A 17293-nucleotide genomic window follows, 5' to 3' on the forward strand; every position below is an offset into this window, starting at 1 on the left:
GCCGTCATCGACAACACGACCTCATCGGAGACAGTCATGACGAGACCGCTGGACGGCATTCGCGTGCTGGAACTCGGGCAGCTGATCGCCGGGCCGTTCGCGGGCCGGATGCTCGCCGAGTTCGGCGCGGACGTGATCAAGGTGGAGCCGCCCGGCACCGGCGACCCGCTGCGCAAATGGCGGATGCTGCACGACGGCACGTCGGTCTGGTGGGCCGCGCAATCGCGCAACAAGACGTCGCTGACGCTCGACCTGCGCACGCCGGAAGGCCAGGACGTGATCCGCCGGCTCGTCGCCGATGCCGACGTGCTGATCGAGAACTTCCGGCCCGGCACGCTCGAAGGCTGGGGGCTCGGCTGGGACGTGCTCTCGGCGATCAATCCCGGGCTGATCATGCTGCGCGTGTCGGGCTATGGACAGACCGGGCCGTATCGCGACCGGCCGGGCTTCGGCGTGATCGCCGAGGCGATGGGCGGCCTGCGGCACCTGACCGGCGAGCCGGGGCGCACGCCGGTGCGCGTCGGCGTGTCGCTCGGCGATTCGCTGTCGGGGCTGCACGGGCTGATCGGCGTGCTGCTCGCGCTGCGGCATCGCGAGCAGCAGGGCGGCAAGGGGCAGGTCGTCGACGTCGCGCTGTATGAGTCCGTGTTCAACATGATGGAAAGCCTGCTGCCCGAATACGCGGTGTTCGGCGCGGTGCGCGAGGCGGCCGGCAGCAGCCTGCCCGGCGTCGCGCCGACCAATGCGTACCGGTGCCGCGACGGCCGCTACGCGCTGATCGCGGGCAACGGCGACAGCATCTTCCGGCGGCTGATGGCGCTGGTCGGGCGGCCCGATCTCGGCAACGATCCCGCGCTCGCGCACAACGACGGCCGCGTCGCGCAGGTCGAGCGCATCGACGCGGCGATCGGTGCATGGACGGCCCTTCAGGACCGCGACGACGTGCTGGCCGCGCTGAACGAAGCGCGGATTCCGGCCGGCCGGATCTACGACGTTGCCGACATCGCGGCCGATCCGCATTACCACGCGCGCGGGATGATCGTCGACGACACGCTGCCGGACGGCACGCCGGTGCGCGTGCCGGGCATCGTGCCGAAGCTCGGCGCGACGCCCGGGCGCATCACGCGCTCGGCGCCCACGCTCGGCGAGGGCACCGACGCGGTGCTCGACTCGCTCGGCATCGATGCGACGACGCGCGACGACTGGCGCGCGCGCGGCGTGATCTGAACTTTCACCGCTTTCACGGACGACATGACGATGACAGGCAAACGGCACGCCAGGCTCTACATCAACGAAGTCGCGACGCGCGACGGTTTCCAGAACGAGACGCGCTTCGTCGACACCGACGACAAGATCGCGCTCGTCGACGCGCTGAGCGCATGCGGCTACGCGAAGATCGAGGTGACGTCGTTCACGTCGCCGAAGGCGATTCCGGCGCTGCGCGACGCGGAGGCGGTGATGCACGGCATCGCGCGCGCGCCGGGCGTCGTCTACACGGCGCTGGTGCCGAACGTGCGCGGCGCCGAGCGCGCGCTGTCGTGCCGCGTCGACGAAGTGAATCTGGTGATGTCGGTCAGCGAGACCCACAACCGGGCCAACCTGCGGATGACGCGCGAGCAGTCGTTCGCGCAGCTGCGCGACGTGATCGACGCGGTACGCGGCGCGGGCGTGGGCGTGGCGATCAACGTGTCGCTGTCGACCGCGATGGGCTGCCCGATGGAAGGCGACGTGCCGGCCGAAGCGGTGCTCGCATGGATGCAGCGCTTCGCGGATCTCGGCGTGCACGGTTTCACGCTGTGCGACACGACCGGCATGGCGTATCCGTCGCAGGTGCGCGAGCTGTGCGAACGCGCGGCCGACCGCTTCGGCGCGTTCGCGCTCACGCTGCATTTCCACAACACGCGCGGGATGGCGCTCGCGAACACGCTCGCGGCGCTCGACGCCGGCATCGTCCGATTCGACGCGTCGCTCGGCGGCCTCGGCGGCTGCCCGTACGCGCCCGGCGCGACCGGCAACGTGTGCACCGAGGAACTCGTGCACATGCTCGAACTCGATGGCTACGAGACGGGCGTCGACCTCGCGGCGACGCTCGCCGCGGCCGCGCGCCTGCCGGCGCTGCTCGGGCATGACGTGCCGAGCCAGATCCTGAAGGCCGGGCGCCGTTCGGACCTGCATCCCGCGCCCGCGTCGACGGCGGACGGCATGCCGGCGCAGCGGGCGTGCGCGTGACGCTTTCGATTTTCATCACAAGGAGAACAACATGGCGCTGATCGATCATCTCGACCACCTCGTGCTGACCTGCGTCGATCCCGACGCGACGAAGATTTTCTATGTCGACGTGCTGCAGATGCGGCTCGAGACCTTCGGCGCGGGACGCATCGCGTTCCGCTTCGGCAACCAGAAGATCAACCTGCACGTGCGCGGCGCGGAGTTCGAGCCGAAGGCGCACCTGCCGGCGCCGGGCGCGCTCGACCTGTGCTTCATCGCGTCGGTGCCGCTCGACGACGTGATCGCGCACCTGACGCGGATGAACTGGCCGATCGTCGAAGGGCCGGTCGAGCGCACCGGCGCGACGCAGAAGATTCGCTCCGTCTATGTGCGCGATCCCGACCTGAACCTGATCGAGATTTCAGAGCTGATCTGACGCGCGCTCGCGCCGTACCTGACGATCGGGCCGTCTCGCGCGCCTGATCCTCTCCGTCGGATCTTCTCCCTGCGATCCGCGCCCGGTCCCGCAGCGACCGGGCTTTCCGCACTTTCGCCGCACGGCCGGTTGACGCACAATCGGTCACGCTGCGCATCGCGCCGCCCTCCCATTCCCGGCAAACACGCAACACGACATGGTGAATCCGCTTCATTTCGACCTGCAGTCGCTGCGGGTCTTCGTGCTGGTCGCGGAGCACGGCAGCCTGACGAAGGCGGCCGAGCACGGCCAGCTCACGCTGTCCGCCGTCAGCAAGCGCATCGCGGAGCTCGAGAGCGTGACCGGCAGCGCGCTGTTCATCCGGCACGCGCGAGGCGTCGAGCTGACGCCCGCCGGCCGCGCGCTGCTCGACCATGCGGCGAAGGTCATCGACCAGGTGAACCGGATGGCGCACGAGATGAGCGATTACGTCGCGGGCGTGCGCGGTCATATCCGCGTGTGGGCGAACACGTCCGCGATCGTCCAGTTCCTGCCGGTCGATCTTGCCGGTTTTCTCACGTCCAATCCGGGCATCAAGGTCAGCCTCGAGGAGAGACTGAGCCACGAGATCGTCGACGCGCTTTCATCGGGCAAGGCCGATCTCGGCGTGTTCGCCGACAACGTGCCGGCGCCGGGCATCGAGCGCCGGCTGTACCGGCGCGACGAACTCGTGCTGCTGGTGCCGCGCGGCCACCGTTTCTCTGAGCGCGGGACGGTTCGTTTTGCCGACACGCTGGACGAGGATTACGTCGGGCTCAGCGACGGCAGCTCGCTGCTCGCGCGGATGACCGACGCGGCGTTCGCGGTCGAGCGGTCGTTGAAGTTGCGGATTCAGGTGTCGAATTTCGACGGGGTCAGCCGGATGATCGAGGCCGGGCTTGGGATCGGTATTCTGCCGCGCGACGCGGTGACGACCGAGCGAGCGGGGTCGCGGCTGTGTGTCGTGAAGCTCGATGACGCGTGGGCGACGCGCACGCTGTGGGTCGGGGTGAAGGCGGGAAGCGTGTTGACGAACGATATTGCGAAGCTGTTTGATTTTATGTCGGCGCGGTGAGAAGGCGGGCGGTGGGGCGGTCGCGCTTGGAACGTCGCCACCATACAACGTGGCACACGAGCCGGGGAGCGGGGCTGTGGCGGGTATTTGCGGGTCCGGCCGGTCGTTGTCGGGAGCGACGATGCCGGCCGGCGAATTCTGTTCGACCGCACCCGGTCATTCACGACACGATGGAAGATTTTACTGGGGAACCCGGGGCAGAGCGTCGGCGTTCGGCAAGAAGCCGACAAGGAAGGTCGACCTGATCGTTCCAACGCCTCGGTAGTGCTCAGCAAACGATTCGCAATTTCTCTGCAAGACGATTTCAAGAAGAGTTGGCTACGCGTTCGATGTGCTTTTCCGTGTGCTCCGGCCCTTACTCGAGTGTGTACCGCGCATTCGCCAATCAGGTTATGGCGAATCCTCAGGCAAGAGCCGGCTCGTCAATTATTAGGGACTTCTAGTCTCCAATTGCGATAAAGGCAAAGCTCCTGTTTTGGAGGTGGTGTTGGTCGTCGCCGGTATTGAGCTGGCAGAAGTTAACGTTGACGAATGGAATTGCAACTCCATCCATATTGCTTTGATTTGTTTGGTCGAAGTTGTTTTGAGAGGCAACGACCCCGGGGAGTTTCGAGAATCCAGGGTTGAAGGCGACTGTGTATTTGCCGTTATCGACACGCTCGACCGTGAAATCTCCGCTGCCATTGAGAACGCCCCCGTTTGCGTCGATGCTGCCCCAGACGATTCGAGTCATTATTTTCTCCAGTATGTGCGTAATGGAAAGTTCGCCATATTGATGGCGAATCGAGTCAATGCGATCGATATATTTGCTGCGTGAAAATACTTCGCCGATCCGCATTGGTGTTTCGATGGTAGGTCTTGATTTTTTGAATGTAAACCGCCAGTCAAGGTGCGTATCGATGTTGTGGTGCAATTTTGTCGATTGATGGGACTTATTTTTATGGTGATTGATCAATAAATTAATACGCCAGAGCCTTTTGTTGAGTATTTCGGATGCCGCATCGAGGCAACTCGGGCGGCTTTTCTATTTTCAATGGGGGTGGGATGCAAGATCACGAAAAGACGATTCTGGAGTTGATCATCATGGGCGGACTGATTGGTATCGCGAAGGTGTTGGTCGGCAGCGAGCAGCTGACGTTCCGGCTCGTTGCCGGCCCGGCATTGTTGGGTTCGGCGGCGTCGTACCGAAGCCGCCGCGACATCTGATGGCATGACGATCGCTGCCCCATCGCCCAGACGCGCGGTCAGCGATTTGGAGGCCGAGAACAGTCGTCTGCGTAAGGAACTGGCCAGCGCGAAACTGGCCATCGAGATCCTTCGAAAGGCAACGGCATACTTCGCGAAGGGGGCGCGATGAAGTATGCGTGGATCGATCAGCATCGCGACCGCTACAGCGCCGGCCGACTTTGCCGGGTTCCGGGTGTGTCGCGCAGCGGCTATTGCCAGTGGCGCGTACCGGAAACTGGCCGCGGCGTTCAAGATGAACGTCTCGATGAGCCGGCGTGCCAACGCGTGGGACAACGCGCCGATGGCGTGCTTCTTCAAGACATTGAAGTTCGAGAGAATCTATCAGACTCACTACGAAAGTACGTGGAAGCGAGGCAGGATCAAATCCGCGAAGAGCCCCAAAAAGGACGCTCGAACGACGCGTACCTCCGCACCGCAGAGCGCCTCCAGATCACATCTGGATTACACCGGATTGATCTCATCCTGACTCCGCCGCGTAGTCAGCGGCCCAAGCACGCGTAACGTAACGGCAACGATCCCGAGCGCGACCGAGATCACTCCAAACATCGCACCAGCACCGTACTGGGCAAGCACCGGCAGCAGAATGAACGGCAGCACCCCGCTGACGATGCGCGACAGCGCATAAGTGCTGCCGATCGCGGTCGAGCGCACGCGGGCGGGGAAGATCTCCGCCTGATAAACGTGGTACGCGTTGCTGAACACGTTCGATGCGCAGGTGGTCAACACGCCGAAGCAGACGATCAGCGCGGTGTTCCCCGAGTACGCGAAACCAAGGCCGAACACCGCGATCGACAGAATCGACCCGATCACCAGCGTGCGGCGCTCGATCCAGTTGAGCAGTGGAATCGACAGCAGCGAGCCGATCGGATAGCCGACGAACGACAGCGCGATGAACAGCGTGCTGTTGGTCACGTCGAAGCCGCGGCTCTTGACCACCGCGCCTGCGAGCGTGCCGAAGCCGTAATAACCGAAGCCCTGGAACAGGTGGAAGATCGCCAGCATCAGGTAGCGCTTGTCATACGGCTGGCGGCGCAGCAGCGCGATGCGCTCGCGCAGCGCGAGCGGCCGCTGCGGCTCCGCGGTCGTCGCGAAGCGCGCCGGCGTGCTTGCGCCGGCGCTGTCGGCGAAGCGGCGCAGCGTCGCATGGGCCTCGTCTGCGCGCCCCTGGGCCAGCAGCCAGCGCGGGCTTTCCGGCAGGCGGCGCTGGACGAACAGCACGTACACGGCGCCGAGGCTGCCGATCGCGAGAATGATGCGCCAGCCGGCCACGCCGCCGACGTGCAGCGGATTGAGCCATACCGCGAGAAAGCCGACGAGCGGCACGGCGACGTACGAAGTCGTGTACGCCCATGCGGCGAGCCGGCCGCGGCGCGCCTTCGGCAGGATTTCCGACAGGAAGCTGTCCGCGACCGGATAGATCGCGCCGACGCCGATGCCGGTCAGGAAGCGGCAGATCACGAGCATGTCGGCGTTGACCGAGAACGCTCCGATCAGCGAGAACGCGCTGTACCAGGTGAGGGTCAGCAGGAAAGCCTTGCGCCGGCCGATGCGGTCGGCCAGGCTGCCGAGGCACATCGCGCCGAAGAACATGCCGATGAACGCCGACGCGAGCAGCAGCTTGAAATCGCCGCTCTGCGGGTTCAGCCCGTATTCGTGCTGCAGCGCGGCGCCGATCGTGCTGACGAGAAAAATCTCGTACATGTCGAAGAACAGCCCGACGCCGATCACCCACACGACGAACCGGTGCAGCGCGCCGACCGGCAGGTCGTCCATGAAATCGCCCAGCGTGACGTCGCGGGCGGCGCCGCGCGCCGCGGCTGCATCGGCGGCACGGGCGGGCGACGCGGGCAGGCCGGCGTCGCCGCCCAGGTCGAGGGATTGGCTGTTCATCGCGTCTCCTGATTATCGATTTGCCGCGGCGCGGGGCCGGGCTGTTCGCGGCCGACGGGGCGGCGGCCGCGCGATCGGAGCACGTGAGCGGGCAGGCCGCCCGGTGCGGCACGCGGCGCCGGGAGGCGCCGGCGTCCGGGATGCGCCGATCGTCCGGCACATAGTGGGCGATTTCGGCGCGCACGAAAATTGAGCAAGCCTCAAGCGTCCTTTCCCGGCGAGAAAGGCTGGCGAGGGCGCCCGTCCCGTAGCCGGAGATGTCGCAGGTGACGATTGCCCGTTCGCGGCCGCGTCGTAGCCGCGCGCGAAATCGCCGTCCGGGCGCTCGATCTTGATCACGCGCGCGCCCATGTCCGCGAGGCGGCAGGTGCACAGCGGCGCCGCGAGCGCCTGCTCGATCGCGACGACGGTGAGGCCGGCGAGTGGCGGCGGGGACAGAGGGTGATCGGGTTGATTCATTCGCATCTCCAGAACAGTGCGGAACTGGGCGCAGTATCGTTCCGCACCGGTTCGGCATACACCGGGAAATTTCAAACGGACCGTTTGCCAAATCCGAATGACGGTCGCACAATCGGCGCAGATCGTTCCGGACACGGCTCATGCGTTACGAATTGACGGATCTCGCGGTTTTCCTGGCCGTCGCGGATGAGGGCAACCTCACGCGCGGCGCCGAGCGCTGCCATCTCGCGCCGTCGTCGGTGAGCCTGCGCATCAAGGGGCTGGAGGAGGCGGTCGGCGCGCCGCTGCTCGAACGGCTGGCGCGCGGCGTCGCGCCGACGCCCGCCGGGCGCATCGTGATGGAGCACGCGCGCCGCTGCCTCGCGCAGCTCGAGCAGATGAACGCGGATCTCGCGCCGTTCGCGCACGGGCTCGTCGGCCACGTGACGTGCTTCGCGAACAACAACGCGATCCATTCGCACCTGCCCGACGATCTCGGCCGCTTCTTCGCGCGCTACCCGAACGTGCGGATCTCGCTCGAGGAGCGCACGAGCCACGACATCGTCGCCGCCGTCGCCGCGGGCCGCGCCGATATCGGCGTGGTGGCGCTCGAAGCCGACCACCCGGATCTCGCGTTCCATCCGTACCGGCAGGACGAGCTCGTCGTCGTCGCACCGCACGACAGCGATCTCGCGAATCGTGCGGAGATTGCGTTCGCCGCGTGTCTCGGGCGGCCGTTCATCAGCCTGCAGACGGGCGCGGCGCTGCATACGTTCCTGATGGGGCATGCGGGTGCGCTCGGCGGGCTGCTGGACGTGCGGGTGCAGGTGTCGAGCTACGCGGCGATCGTGAAGCTCGTCGCGTCGGGCGCGGGGATCGGCATCGTCGCGCGCTCGGCGCTCGCCGACGGCACGCCTGCCAATGTCGTCGTGCTGAAGCTGTCGGAGATGTGGGCGCGCCGCGACCTGCGCGTGTGCGTGCCGCGCGTCGCGAGCACGCCGAATCCGTTTCGGGATCGGCTGCTGGAGACGTTGACGGCGCCGCAACCGGTGGCCGGAGGTGACGAGGCGGGTGACGGCGGCACGTCGAGGTGAGGGGCGCGATGCGCGCCGACCGCATGCGCGGCCGGCGTCGAACCATGCAGCTGAAAGCGCGCGCGCTCAGCCCGACGGCGTGAACGCGACGCCATGAAACACCCGCACCGGATTGCCGCGTTCCAGCGCGAAATGCTGCATGCGGCGCTGCTCGCGCGCGTGCCCGGCCTGCCGGTCGGCCTGCTCCTGCAGGCGCGCGTGGAGCAGCTGCAGCGCCAGCCGCTTGTTCGCGTGCTGGCTGCGTTCGCTTTCGACCCGGACCGACGTGCCGGTCGCGAGATGGGTCGCACGAATCGCCGAGCTGGTCTTGTTGACGTGCTGCCCGCCGGGGCCGCGCGCACGCATCGCTTCGAACTTCACCGCGCCGTCCGGCAACGGCGGCGCGTCGGCGCAGCGGGTGACGCCGACGAACCAGTTCTTGCGCGGATGACGCAGCCGGTAAGGGCTCGCGCAGATCCACTGCAGCGTGCCGGTCCAGCGGTTCGCGAGCGCGGCTGCGTCGGCCCCGTCGAGATCCAGCAGCACGGAGCGCACCGTGCCCGGGCGCTCGCCCGGTTGCACGTCCAGCACCGTCAGCGCGACGCGGCTCGCGTCGGCTTCGACCTGCAGGCGCTGCAGCGCCTTCGCCGCGGCGAGCTGGCACTCCGCCGGGCCGTGTGAGGAAGAAATCTGGAGCAGCATCAGCAACACTCCCCGGACGTCTTGTAGGTCAGCACCGGCGCGAGCCGCGCGAGCTTGCGCAGCAGGCCCGCCGCTTCGAGCGCGTCCACGACGCTGTCGATCGGCTTGTACGCCTGCGGCGCCTCCTCGTACAGCAGCTCGCGATTCTCGCAGACGACCTGGCTGCCGAGCCGCGTGCGGATCAGCTGCCACGGCGCGAAGCGTCGTTCGAGCCGGCCCTTGCAGTCGGCGCGCGACCACTTGCGCCCGGCGCCGTGCGCGAGCGAAGCGAGGGTCGCCGCGTCGTCGCGTGGCAACGGCTCGACGAGATAGCTGTAGTCGCCGCGCGAGCCCGGGATCACGACCGGCCCCGCGTCGGCGGGCGTCGCGCCCTTGCGATGCAGCCAGCCCGGCACGCCGTCGACGATGGCGCGGCTGACCAGGTTGTGGTTGACGTCGAGAATGCGCTGGCCGCTGCTGCGCCACCGCGCGAGCATGCGGCGCGCGATCAGGTCACGATTGGCGACCGCGTAGCGCAGCGCTTCGTCGTGACGCCGCAGGTAGTCCGCGCACTCGGCGCGCGTGTCGTCGAGGCCGTTGTAGCCGTGCGCGGCCATGTGCCGCTCGAGGATCGACTGGCCGAAGCCGCGCGAGCCGCTGTGCACGAGCAGCTGCAGCCGGCCGCGATCGAGGCCGAGCGCCTGCACGGCCTCGGCGTCGTACACGGTGTCGAGCTTCTGCAGTTCCGCGAAGTGATTGCCGCTGCCGATCGTGCCGAGCGACGCGGCGAACGCGTGGCCGGCCAGTCCGGCGTCGGCGATCGACGCTTGCCAGCTGTCGTCGAGACGCGCGTCGATCGAGCCGAGCTGGCCGACGAGCCGCACCGCGCTCGCGCGCCGCGCGTCGAGCGCGGTTTGCCACAGCGCCATCCCGCAGCCGATGTCGCCGCCGATCAGCGCCGGATACAGGCAGCCCGTCGAGAAGAACGCGGCGCCGACCGGATAGCCGCGCCCGGGGTGAAGGTCCGGCATGCCGGCGACGCGCCGCATGCCGGGAAGGGTGGCAGCCAGTTGCAGCTGCCGGATCGCCTCACCTTCGATCCAGGTGTCGGCGGATGCGCACAGCGTGACGCCGTGCGCCAGATATTGCAGGGAATTGCCCATGAAATAGTCCGTTCAATGCAGAAAGGGAACGGCGGGCCATGGCACGGGCAGCGCGCGCAAATGCACTGCCTGACATCGGATGTCGGGAGAACGGCAGACTGAACCGGGTCAGGACGACCCGCCGCATCGCCGGAACGACGATGCAATCGACTGCGATGCGTGAACGATGAAACGAACGGACGCGATGAACCCGAACTACGACCCGCGACGGGAGGAGAGCTGGCGTGACGTCATGTTTTTTTCTCCTTGCGGTGAGTGGGTGATCGGAATGGCGGCGACTCTAGCATGGCGTGAACGGAATTCGCAAGAGGGCGGTGTTGCATGTTGGCACGAATGCGACAGCGGTGGTTCCGGTCGGCCGCATTTCCGTTCCATGCGGCATTGCGCATGCAGGCAGGATTCCTGAGCATTTGCGATGCGGCATCCGGTTCGCCGCAATCGCTTGACAATGTCGAACGCCTTTCGTAGCATCCGCCTGCTTTGCCCCTCAACCCTCATCGAACCGGTGATCCAAGTGCCCGTAGTCATTCGTCAATTCGCCTGATACGCCGACGACTGTCGTCCTGGTCGCGCGCCGTCCTGCCCGTTTCCGTCATTCGCTCACGCGAGCCGGAGACGCATCGCGCAGGTCCGCGTCCGGGAACGCACCGCACACCGCAACGCTTTTCATATCGTTCGTTCACGTCGTCGGCTCTTCCCACCTTGCTGGAGAAAGACCATGACGCTGGATTTCCGCGCCTACGCGCAATCGCTCGACCTCGCCCGTTATCCCCGCACGCCGCATCTCGAAGGCTCGCGGTTGCAGGACGGAGACGAGGGCGACGCCCACATTCCGTATCGCGCCCTCGCGGGCACTCATATCGTCGTCGAGGAGAAACTCGACGGCGCGAACACGGGCATCAGTTTCAGCGCTGCCGGTGAACTGCTGCTGCAGTCGCGCGGCCACTACCTGGCCGGCGGCGGCCGCGAACGCCAGTTCAGCTTCGTGAAGGCGTGGGCGTCCGCGCACGCGGACTGGCTGCTCGAACGGCTTGGCGATCGCTACGTGATGTACGGCGAGACGATGAGCAAGAAGCACGCGGTCTTCTACGACGCGCTGCCGCATCACTTCTTCGAATTCGACGTGCTGGACCGCGTCACCGGCCGGTTCCTGTCGACGCCGGCCCGCCGCGCGTTGCTCGCGGGCGGCCCGGTGCTGTCGGTGCCGGTCCTGTACGAAGGAATCGCGCCGACCAGGCTGGCGGACCTGAAGGCGCTGCTCAAGCCGTCGCTCGCGAAGACGCCGGACTGGCGGCGGGCGTTCGAGCAGACCGTGCACCGTCAGGGCCTCGATCTCGCACGCGCGTGGCGGCAATGCGACAAGTCGGACCTGTCGGAAGGGCTCTACGTGAAGATCGAAGCCGGCGACGCGACGACCGGACGCCTGAAATGGGTCCGCCGCGACTTCGTGCAGGCGATCATCGAATCGGACCGTCATCACTCGGAGCAGCCGTTCATCCCGAACCTGCTGGCGCCCGGCGTGGACCTGTATGCGCCGCAGCCGGCCGTCACGTGGGCGACGCTCGGCGCGCCGGACAACGCGGCCAGCCGCTGATGAATGCCGCGGGGCGCAGGAAAGCAATACGACACATCCGCGCCGCCGCTCGAAAGAGGAACGAATATGAAATACGAACAGTTGCAGGCGCTGGTGCCTGCGCCCGGCCAAGCGCCGGATTATCAAGCGTGCCTGGCGGCCTTTCCGGCGCTCGAGCATGCGAAGACGACGCCGCAGGAGCCGGCGCATCACGGCGAAGGCGACGTCTGGACGCATACGACGATGGTCGTGGACGCGCTGCTCGCGCTGCCGGAATATCAGGCCGCGTCACGTGCCGATCAGGAAATCGTGTTCCTGGCTGCGCTGCTGCACGACATCGCGAAGTACAGCACGACGACGATCGATCCCGAAACCGGCGCGATCGGCCATCCCGGGCATTCGCGCAAGGGCGCGATCGACGCGCGGATCGCGTTGTGGGACGCGGGCGTGCCGTTCGACACCCGCGAGGCGATCTGCCGCCTCATCGGCGTCCACCAGGTGCCGTTCTTCGCGATCCGCGGGGCGCGCCGGGGATCGCCCGAATTCCTCGCGCGCGAGCTGTCGTGGCAGGTGAGCCTTCCGCTGCTGTGCCTGCTCGCGGAGGCCGACATGCGCGGCCGCATCTGCGACGACGCGCCCCGCGTGCTCGACGACATCGAGCTGTTCCGGGAGCTTGCGAGGGAGGAGGGCTGCTACGGCCGGCCGCGCGCGTTTGCCGATGCGCACACGGCGGTCAGCTACTTCCGCGGCGCGGACGTGCATCCGGACTACCCGTTGTTCCAGGCTCCCGGCTCGAAGGTCATCGTCATGTCGGGGCTGCCGGCGTCGGGCAAGAACACGTGGGTCGCGCAACACCACCCGGACCTGCCGGTCGTTTCGTTCGACGATGCGCGCGAGGCGCTCGGATTGCGCCACGGCCAGAACGAGGGGCGCGTCGCGCATCGCGCGATCGACAGCGCGAAGGCGCTGCTGCGCGACGGCAGGCCGTTCGTCTGGAACGCGACGAATCTTTCCGCGCTGATGCGCAAGAAGACGCTGGACCTGCTGTTCGCGTACCACGCGGAAGTCACGCTCGTCTATCTGGAGCAGCCGCGCGCGACGCTGCTGCGCCGCAACGCCCGGCGCGACACGTCGCTGTCGAACCGGACGCTCGAAGGGATGCTGCTGCGCTGGGATCTGCCGTTGCCGACCGAAGCGCACGCGGTGATCTACGGCTGCTGACGCGACGACGGCCACGCGTCGCAAGAGGGCGCCACAGCGCGTTGGTGCGGATGGCGCGAGCCGGGGGCAGGCCGTCTCGCGCGCATCGACTGGCATCAATGACCGCGATAGAGCGCGTTGTGGCTGTCGGGAATCGCGGGGCGGCCGGATTCGGTTGCGGCGCGGGCGTCGCTCCCGAAATCCGTCGTGGCAGGTTCCGGCGCTTCGGTTGCGCTGCTTTGAGCGACCGGCTGCGCGTTGACTCGCCGAAGCGCAGACTGAACATCGTCCGGATAGGGCGTTTGGGCCAGGGTCGGGTGGTATCCGACGGCCGCGAGGCGAGCGAGTTCCGCCTTGACCTCGGCGCGAGACAACGCGTGATCGGCCTGCTGGGCGAACGAGAGGACGGGCGCGGCAAGAGCCAGCGCGGCGACAGTCGAGAAGACGAACGATTTCATGATGGGCACCTGTGCCGGTTGAATCAGGGGCAATGACATCGACGTCGATGTCGCTGCGAGTGATGCCAATATAGGATTCCCGTCGCCGCGGAAAAACCGGCTCTGCGTGAATTGAAATTTGATCTTTATTCAAGAGTCGGGCGCCGCCGGCTACGCGCCAACAACGACAACCCTGTCGGGCATATGAGACCTTCGGCGACTCAAGTTTGTCGAATCCGGTCTTGGACACCCCGGTGCGGCCTACGTAGACTCGGCTCACGTTGTGTCACGCCTGGAGAAATTCATGAGTCTCAAAGACAAGCTGTCCGCCGGCAATGCGTTGGGTTTCGGCGCAGCGCCGCTCGGCAACATGTTCCGCAACATTCCCGACGAGGAAGCCGCGGCCACCATCGAAGCCGCATGGCAGCACGGCATTCGCCTGTTCGACACGGCGCCGTCATACGGCGCAGGTCTTGCCGAGCTGCGCCTCGGCGAAGCGCTGGCCGGCCATTCGCGCGACGACTATGTGATCAGCACGAAAGTCGGCCGGCTCGTCCTCGACGAGCTCGAAGACGCGAAGCTGCGCGATTACGGCGAGAAAAGCGGGATTTTCGAGCATGGCCGGCCCAATCGCCTCGTCAGCGACTACTCGGCCGACGCGACGCTGCGCTCGATCGAAGACAGCCTGAAGCGCCTTCGTACCGACCGACTCGACATCGTCTGGGTGCATGACGTCGCGCAGGACATCTACGGCGACGAATGGCTCGCGCAGTTCGAGATCGCGCGCAAAGGCGCGTTCCGCGTGCTGACGCGGCTGCGCGAGGAAGGGGTGATCAAGGCATGGGGCCTCGGCGTGAATCGCGTCGAGCCGTGCGAACTGACCCTGGATCTCGCCGAGGCGAAGCCGGACGGTTTCCTGCTGGCGGGACGCTACACGCTGCTCGACCACGAGCGCGCGCTGCAACGCCTGATGCCGGCGGCCGCGGCCAACGAAGTCGGGATCGTCGTTGGTGGTCCTTACAGTTCCGGCGTGCTCGCAGGCGGCACGCATTTCGAATATCAGAAGGCCCCGCCCGAGATCCTGGCCAAGGTCGAACGGATCAAGGCGATCGCCGAGCGTCATGGCGTGCCGATCAAGGCGGCCGCGCTGCAATTCGTGCTCGCGCATCCGGCGACCGCGGCAGTCATTCCGGGCGCGAGCCGTCCGGAGCGGATCGCGGAAGACCAGGCGGCGCTGAAGGCGGACATTCCGGCCGACTTCTGGCACGAGATGCGCGAGCAGGGCCTCGTCGCGGCCGATGCGCCGCTGCCGATCGACCGTTAAGCCCGGCGCGATGAAACCGCACCGGCATCCGCAAGCATTGCGATGCCGGTGCCGTCAATCCGCGCTCGCGTCCCCGGTCGACTCGCGCCGGACGAGCCGGATCGGCAACACGTCGCGTGACGGCGGCCCCGGCCGTGGGGCGCCAGAGTAAGTGCGACTGACGCCACAGTTGTGCGGCTGGGCGACGGAGTTGGTGCGACTGGCCTACGTTGTTACGAATGCTCGTCCCGACGACTGTCCTGGTGCCGGTATGACAGCGAATTGGGAGCGTCAGCCTGGGGTCGATGTCCGCACTTCCGTGCATCGGGTTGGCGCCTGAGCAAACCCACCCCGCATCATCGGTCCGGATACGGCCATGAAGAGTCGTTCGCCTCCCCCGGAGGTCGGCCGATCAAACGTCGGTTCCTCTCCAGAATGCGGTCGTTCGATTGGTATCCAACGCAAAGCGAATTCCGTTTTAGGTTGCACGCTGCGCTCGATTACCACCGAAGGTACCTGGGGAGATGTTCGTGACGCTGCGCGGCGAGCCGTACCTCATGTGGCGTGCGGTCGAACGAACCTGGCGCCGAACTCGACATCCTGCTCCACTGCGCGTCAAACCACGTGTGCACGAGCAAGCGGCGCCACGACCTGATACAACCCGCCGTGATTAAAATCGGTCGCTTGTAATATTTCCTTCTTGTCCTAGTATTGAAGCGACACACAGCGGGGCATTGTCATGAAGAATCGGCGCGAAATTCCGGAAGCCAAGAGCGAAAGGACGCGCCGCAAGATTGTCAGCGCGGCCGCAGCGGCTTATCGCGAACGCGGCATCAACGGCGTCGGCGTGCGTGACATCATGCAGCGCGCTGGCCTGACGCAAGGCGGGTTCTATTTCCACTTCTCCGACAAGGACGCGCTGCTCGCAGAAGCCAGTCGCGACGGGTTCGAAGCCACGACCGGGTGGTTCCTCGAGCATGTAAGCGCCGCTGCACCGGAAGAGCGGTTGCAGACGTTCATCGACGCGTACCTCAGCCCCTGGCATCGCGATCATCCCGAAGCGGGCTGCATGATGGCTGCGCTGGCAAGCGAGGTCGCGCGTCGAGACCGGAAGACCCGTCAGGATTTCACCGCGAGCGCGACCCGGATGATTGACCGGATTGCACCCTACCTGCCAGGCCAGAGCGCCAGCGAGCAATTGCAGAAAGCGGGCTTGATGCTCTCCGCGATGTCTGGAGTGCTAATGGTGTCCCGCGTGCTCGTCAACCGGACCAGAAGCGACGCTTTGCTCGCGGCAGCCCGTAAATTTTTCTTCGCGAATTTTTCCCGGGACTGACCCATTCATCTGTAACGGCCTTTACTAGTTAGTAAAAAAATATGACATTCGTCATATTTCAGGTCACGCCATCATGAAATACGTCGCCGTGCAAATGTTATTCGGAGATCGCGCGAAGTTGTTCGGGCTCGTCTTTTCGCTCGCATTCGCGTCGTTTCTGCTGATGAACCAGACCTCAATCTTTGCCGGCATCATGGCGCGCACCGGCAGCCAGATCCTGGATGTCGCCGACGCCCCGGTCTGGGTCATGGACCCGAAGACGCCGTACGCCGACGAGATTGCGCCGATGACCGACAATCAGCTGTTCCGCGTGCGCGGTGTCGACGCCGTCAGCTGGGCGGTGCCCCTGTACAAAGGCTCGGCCCGTGCCAAGGCGGCCGACGGTACGTTCCGGCAGTGCGTGCTGATGGGCGTGGACGACGCGACGCTGACCGGGGCAGTGCGCAAAATCGTGCTCGGCTCGATGGAGGCGCTACGGCAGCCCGACACGATCGTGATCGACAAGGCCGGTTATGGCTTCTTCTTTCCCGGGCAGCCGTTGCAGCTTGGTCGCACGCTCGAGATGAATGACCATCGCGTGATCATCGGCGCGATTTCCGATGCCGGCGCACCCTTTACCACCTTCCCTGTCATCTACGCGCGCTACAGCCTCGCGGTTCAGCTGATCGGGCGCGAGAGCCGATATCTGTCCGTCGTGCTGGCCGCACCGAAGCCGGGCGTCAGCCCCGAGCAGCTCGCCGAGCGCATCAGCCGGGCGACCGGCCTGAGCGCCGCGACACAAGACGGCTTCTTCTGGCAGACAATGCATTACTACCTGAGAAATACCGGCATACCGGTCAACTTCGGCATCACGATCAGCATTGCGCTCATCGTGGGCACGGTCGTCGCCGGCCAGACGTTTTACATTTTCACGATCGAAAATCTGCGCCAATTCGGAGCGCTCAAGGCGATCGGCGTGTCCAACCGGCGCCTGGTCGGGCTGATCGTCCTGCAGGCACTGATTGTGGCGGCCATCGGGTACGGGCTGGGCCTGGGGTTGTGTGCGGCGTTTTTCGAAGTGACCCTGCACCAGACCGCGACGCGCGGAATCATTCTGATGTGGCAGAGCGCAGTGGGCGTCGGTGTGGTCATCTTCGTGGTCGTCATCCTCGCGAGCCTGCTCAGCATCCGCAAGGTGTTGCTGCTCGAGCCTGCCATCGTGTTCCGGGCCTGAA

At 66.1% G+C, this 17293-nt stretch carries 16 protein-coding genes and 3 pseudogenes; 13 read left to right on the plus strand and 6 right to left on the minus strand.

Going from position 1 to position 17293, the window contains the following annotated elements:
- Positions 1–36 precede the first annotated feature (36 nt).
- From ACFIMZ_RS09165 to ACFIMZ_RS09180, 4 genes are all read left to right on the plus strand, one after another.
- Complete coding sequence (locus ACFIMZ_RS09165; protein WP_431822342.1) at positions 37–1227, plus strand: CaiB/BaiF CoA transferase family protein; 1191 nt, start codon at positions 37–39, stop codon at positions 1225–1227.
- Between the two features lie 24 nt (positions 1228–1251).
- Positions 1252–2229 (plus strand): hydroxymethylglutaryl-CoA lyase, encoded by a 978-nt coding sequence (locus tag ACFIMZ_RS09170; protein ID WP_431822343.1) that lies wholly within the window; start codon positions 1252–1254, stop codon positions 2227–2229.
- 31 nt (positions 2230–2260) lie between these two features.
- The gene (locus ACFIMZ_RS09175; RefSeq protein WP_431822344.1) at positions 2261–2644 is read left to right on the plus strand and encodes a VOC family protein; all 384 of its coding nucleotides are present in this window, start codon (positions 2261–2263) and stop codon (positions 2642–2644) included.
- Positions 2645–2840: 196 nt separating this feature from the next.
- A complete protein-coding gene (locus ACFIMZ_RS09180) occupies positions 2841–3737 on the plus strand; it encodes a LysR family transcriptional regulator (protein WP_431822345.1) in 897 nt (298 codons plus the stop codon).
- Positions 3738–4176: 439 nt separating this feature from the next.
- Here the strand turns inward: ACFIMZ_RS09180 and ACFIMZ_RS09185 are convergent, their stop codons facing one another.
- Entirely contained in the window at positions 4177–4575 is a 399-nt protein-coding gene (locus ACFIMZ_RS09185; protein ID WP_431822346.1) for a hypothetical protein, read from the minus strand.
- 155 nt (positions 4576–4730) lie between these two features.
- Between ACFIMZ_RS09185 and ACFIMZ_RS09190 the strand changes: the two genes are divergently transcribed.
- Positions 4731–4943: a hypothetical protein gene (locus ACFIMZ_RS09190; RefSeq protein WP_431822347.1), complete on the plus strand. Its 213-nt coding sequence runs from the start codon at positions 4731–4733 to the stop codon at positions 4941–4943.
- A 16-nt stretch (positions 4944–4959) separates the two neighbouring features.
- Positions 4960–5207, plus strand: a pseudogene (locus ACFIMZ_RS09195) (IS3-like element ISBvi3 family transposase); the annotation flags it as partial.
- A 219-nt stretch (positions 5208–5426) separates the two neighbouring features.
- On the opposite strand, the gene ACFIMZ_RS09200 reads toward ACFIMZ_RS09195, so the two are convergent.
- Both ACFIMZ_RS09200 and ACFIMZ_RS09205 read right to left on the minus strand, forming a co-directional pair.
- Entirely contained in the window at positions 5427–6875 is a 1449-nt protein-coding gene (locus ACFIMZ_RS09200; RefSeq protein WP_431822348.1) for an MFS transporter, read from the minus strand.
- Positions 6876–7133: 258 nt separating this feature from the next.
- Positions 7134–7334, minus strand: a pseudogene (locus ACFIMZ_RS09205) (CoA transferase); the annotation flags it as partial.
- A gap of 140 nt (positions 7335–7474) precedes the next feature.
- Between ACFIMZ_RS09205 and ACFIMZ_RS09210 the strand changes: the two are divergent.
- A complete protein-coding gene (locus ACFIMZ_RS09210; RefSeq protein ID WP_431822349.1) occupies positions 7475–8407 on the plus strand; it encodes a LysR family transcriptional regulator in 933 nt (310 codons plus the stop codon).
- 66 nt (positions 8408–8473) lie between these two features.
- On the opposite strand, the gene prfH is transcribed toward ACFIMZ_RS09210, so the two are convergent.
- Positions 8474–9088 carry a peptide chain release factor H gene (gene prfH, locus ACFIMZ_RS09215; protein ID WP_431822350.1) on the minus strand — a complete coding sequence of 205 codons (615 nt, stop codon included), beginning with the start codon at positions 9086–9088 and terminating at the stop codon, positions 8474–8476.
- Positions 9088–10230 (minus strand): RNA ligase RtcB family protein, encoded by a 1143-nt coding sequence (locus tag ACFIMZ_RS09220; RefSeq protein WP_431822351.1) that lies wholly within the window; start codon positions 10228–10230, stop codon positions 9088–9090. The genes prfH and ACFIMZ_RS09220 overlap by 1 nt, the downstream gene beginning before the upstream one ends.
- A 718-nt stretch (positions 10231–10948) precedes the next feature.
- On the opposite strand from ACFIMZ_RS09220, the gene ACFIMZ_RS09225 reads away from it, so the two are divergent.
- Both ACFIMZ_RS09225 and ACFIMZ_RS09230 read left to right on the plus strand, forming a co-directional pair.
- A complete protein-coding gene (locus ACFIMZ_RS09225; RefSeq protein ID WP_431822352.1) occupies positions 10949–11824 on the plus strand; it encodes an RNA ligase family protein in 876 nt (291 codons plus the stop codon).
- Positions 11825–11890: 66 nt separating this feature from the next.
- Entirely contained in the window at positions 11891–13024 is a 1134-nt protein-coding gene (locus ACFIMZ_RS09230) for an AAA family ATPase (RefSeq protein ID WP_431822353.1), read from the plus strand.
- Positions 13025–13119: 95 nt separating this feature from the next.
- On the opposite strand, the gene ACFIMZ_RS09235 is transcribed toward ACFIMZ_RS09230, so the two are convergent.
- Positions 13120–13461 carry a DUF4148 domain-containing protein gene (locus tag ACFIMZ_RS09235; protein ID WP_431822354.1) on the minus strand — a complete coding sequence of 114 codons (342 nt, stop codon included), beginning with the start codon at positions 13459–13461 and terminating at the stop codon, positions 13120–13122.
- A 283-nt stretch (positions 13462–13744) separates the two neighbouring features.
- Between ACFIMZ_RS09235 and ACFIMZ_RS09240 the strand changes: the two genes are divergently transcribed.
- From ACFIMZ_RS09240 to ACFIMZ_RS09255, 4 genes and pseudogenes are all read left to right on the plus strand, one after another.
- Positions 13745–14764, plus strand: a complete 1020-nt coding sequence (locus tag ACFIMZ_RS09240) for an aldo/keto reductase (protein WP_431822355.1) — start codon at positions 13745–13747, stop codon at positions 14762–14764.
- Positions 14765–15264: 500 nt separating this feature from the next.
- Positions 15265–15349 (plus strand): annotated as a pseudogene (locus ACFIMZ_RS09245) (IS6 family transposase); the annotation flags it as partial.
- A gap of 133 nt (positions 15350–15482) precedes the next feature.
- A complete protein-coding gene (locus ACFIMZ_RS09250) occupies positions 15483–16079 on the plus strand; it encodes a TetR/AcrR family transcriptional regulator (RefSeq protein WP_431822356.1) in 597 nt (198 codons plus the stop codon).
- Between the two features lie 73 nt (positions 16080–16152).
- Positions 16153–17292, plus strand: a complete 1140-nt coding sequence (locus tag ACFIMZ_RS09255; protein WP_431822357.1) for an ABC transporter permease — start codon at positions 16153–16155, stop codon at positions 17290–17292.
- The last annotated feature ends 1 nt before the right edge of the window (position 17293 follow it).

The sequence above is a fragment of the Burkholderia sp. F1 genome, from assembly GCF_050813845.1.
GTDB classification, from domain to species: domain Bacteria; phylum Pseudomonadota; class Gammaproteobacteria; order Burkholderiales; family Burkholderiaceae; genus Burkholderia; species Burkholderia ubonensis.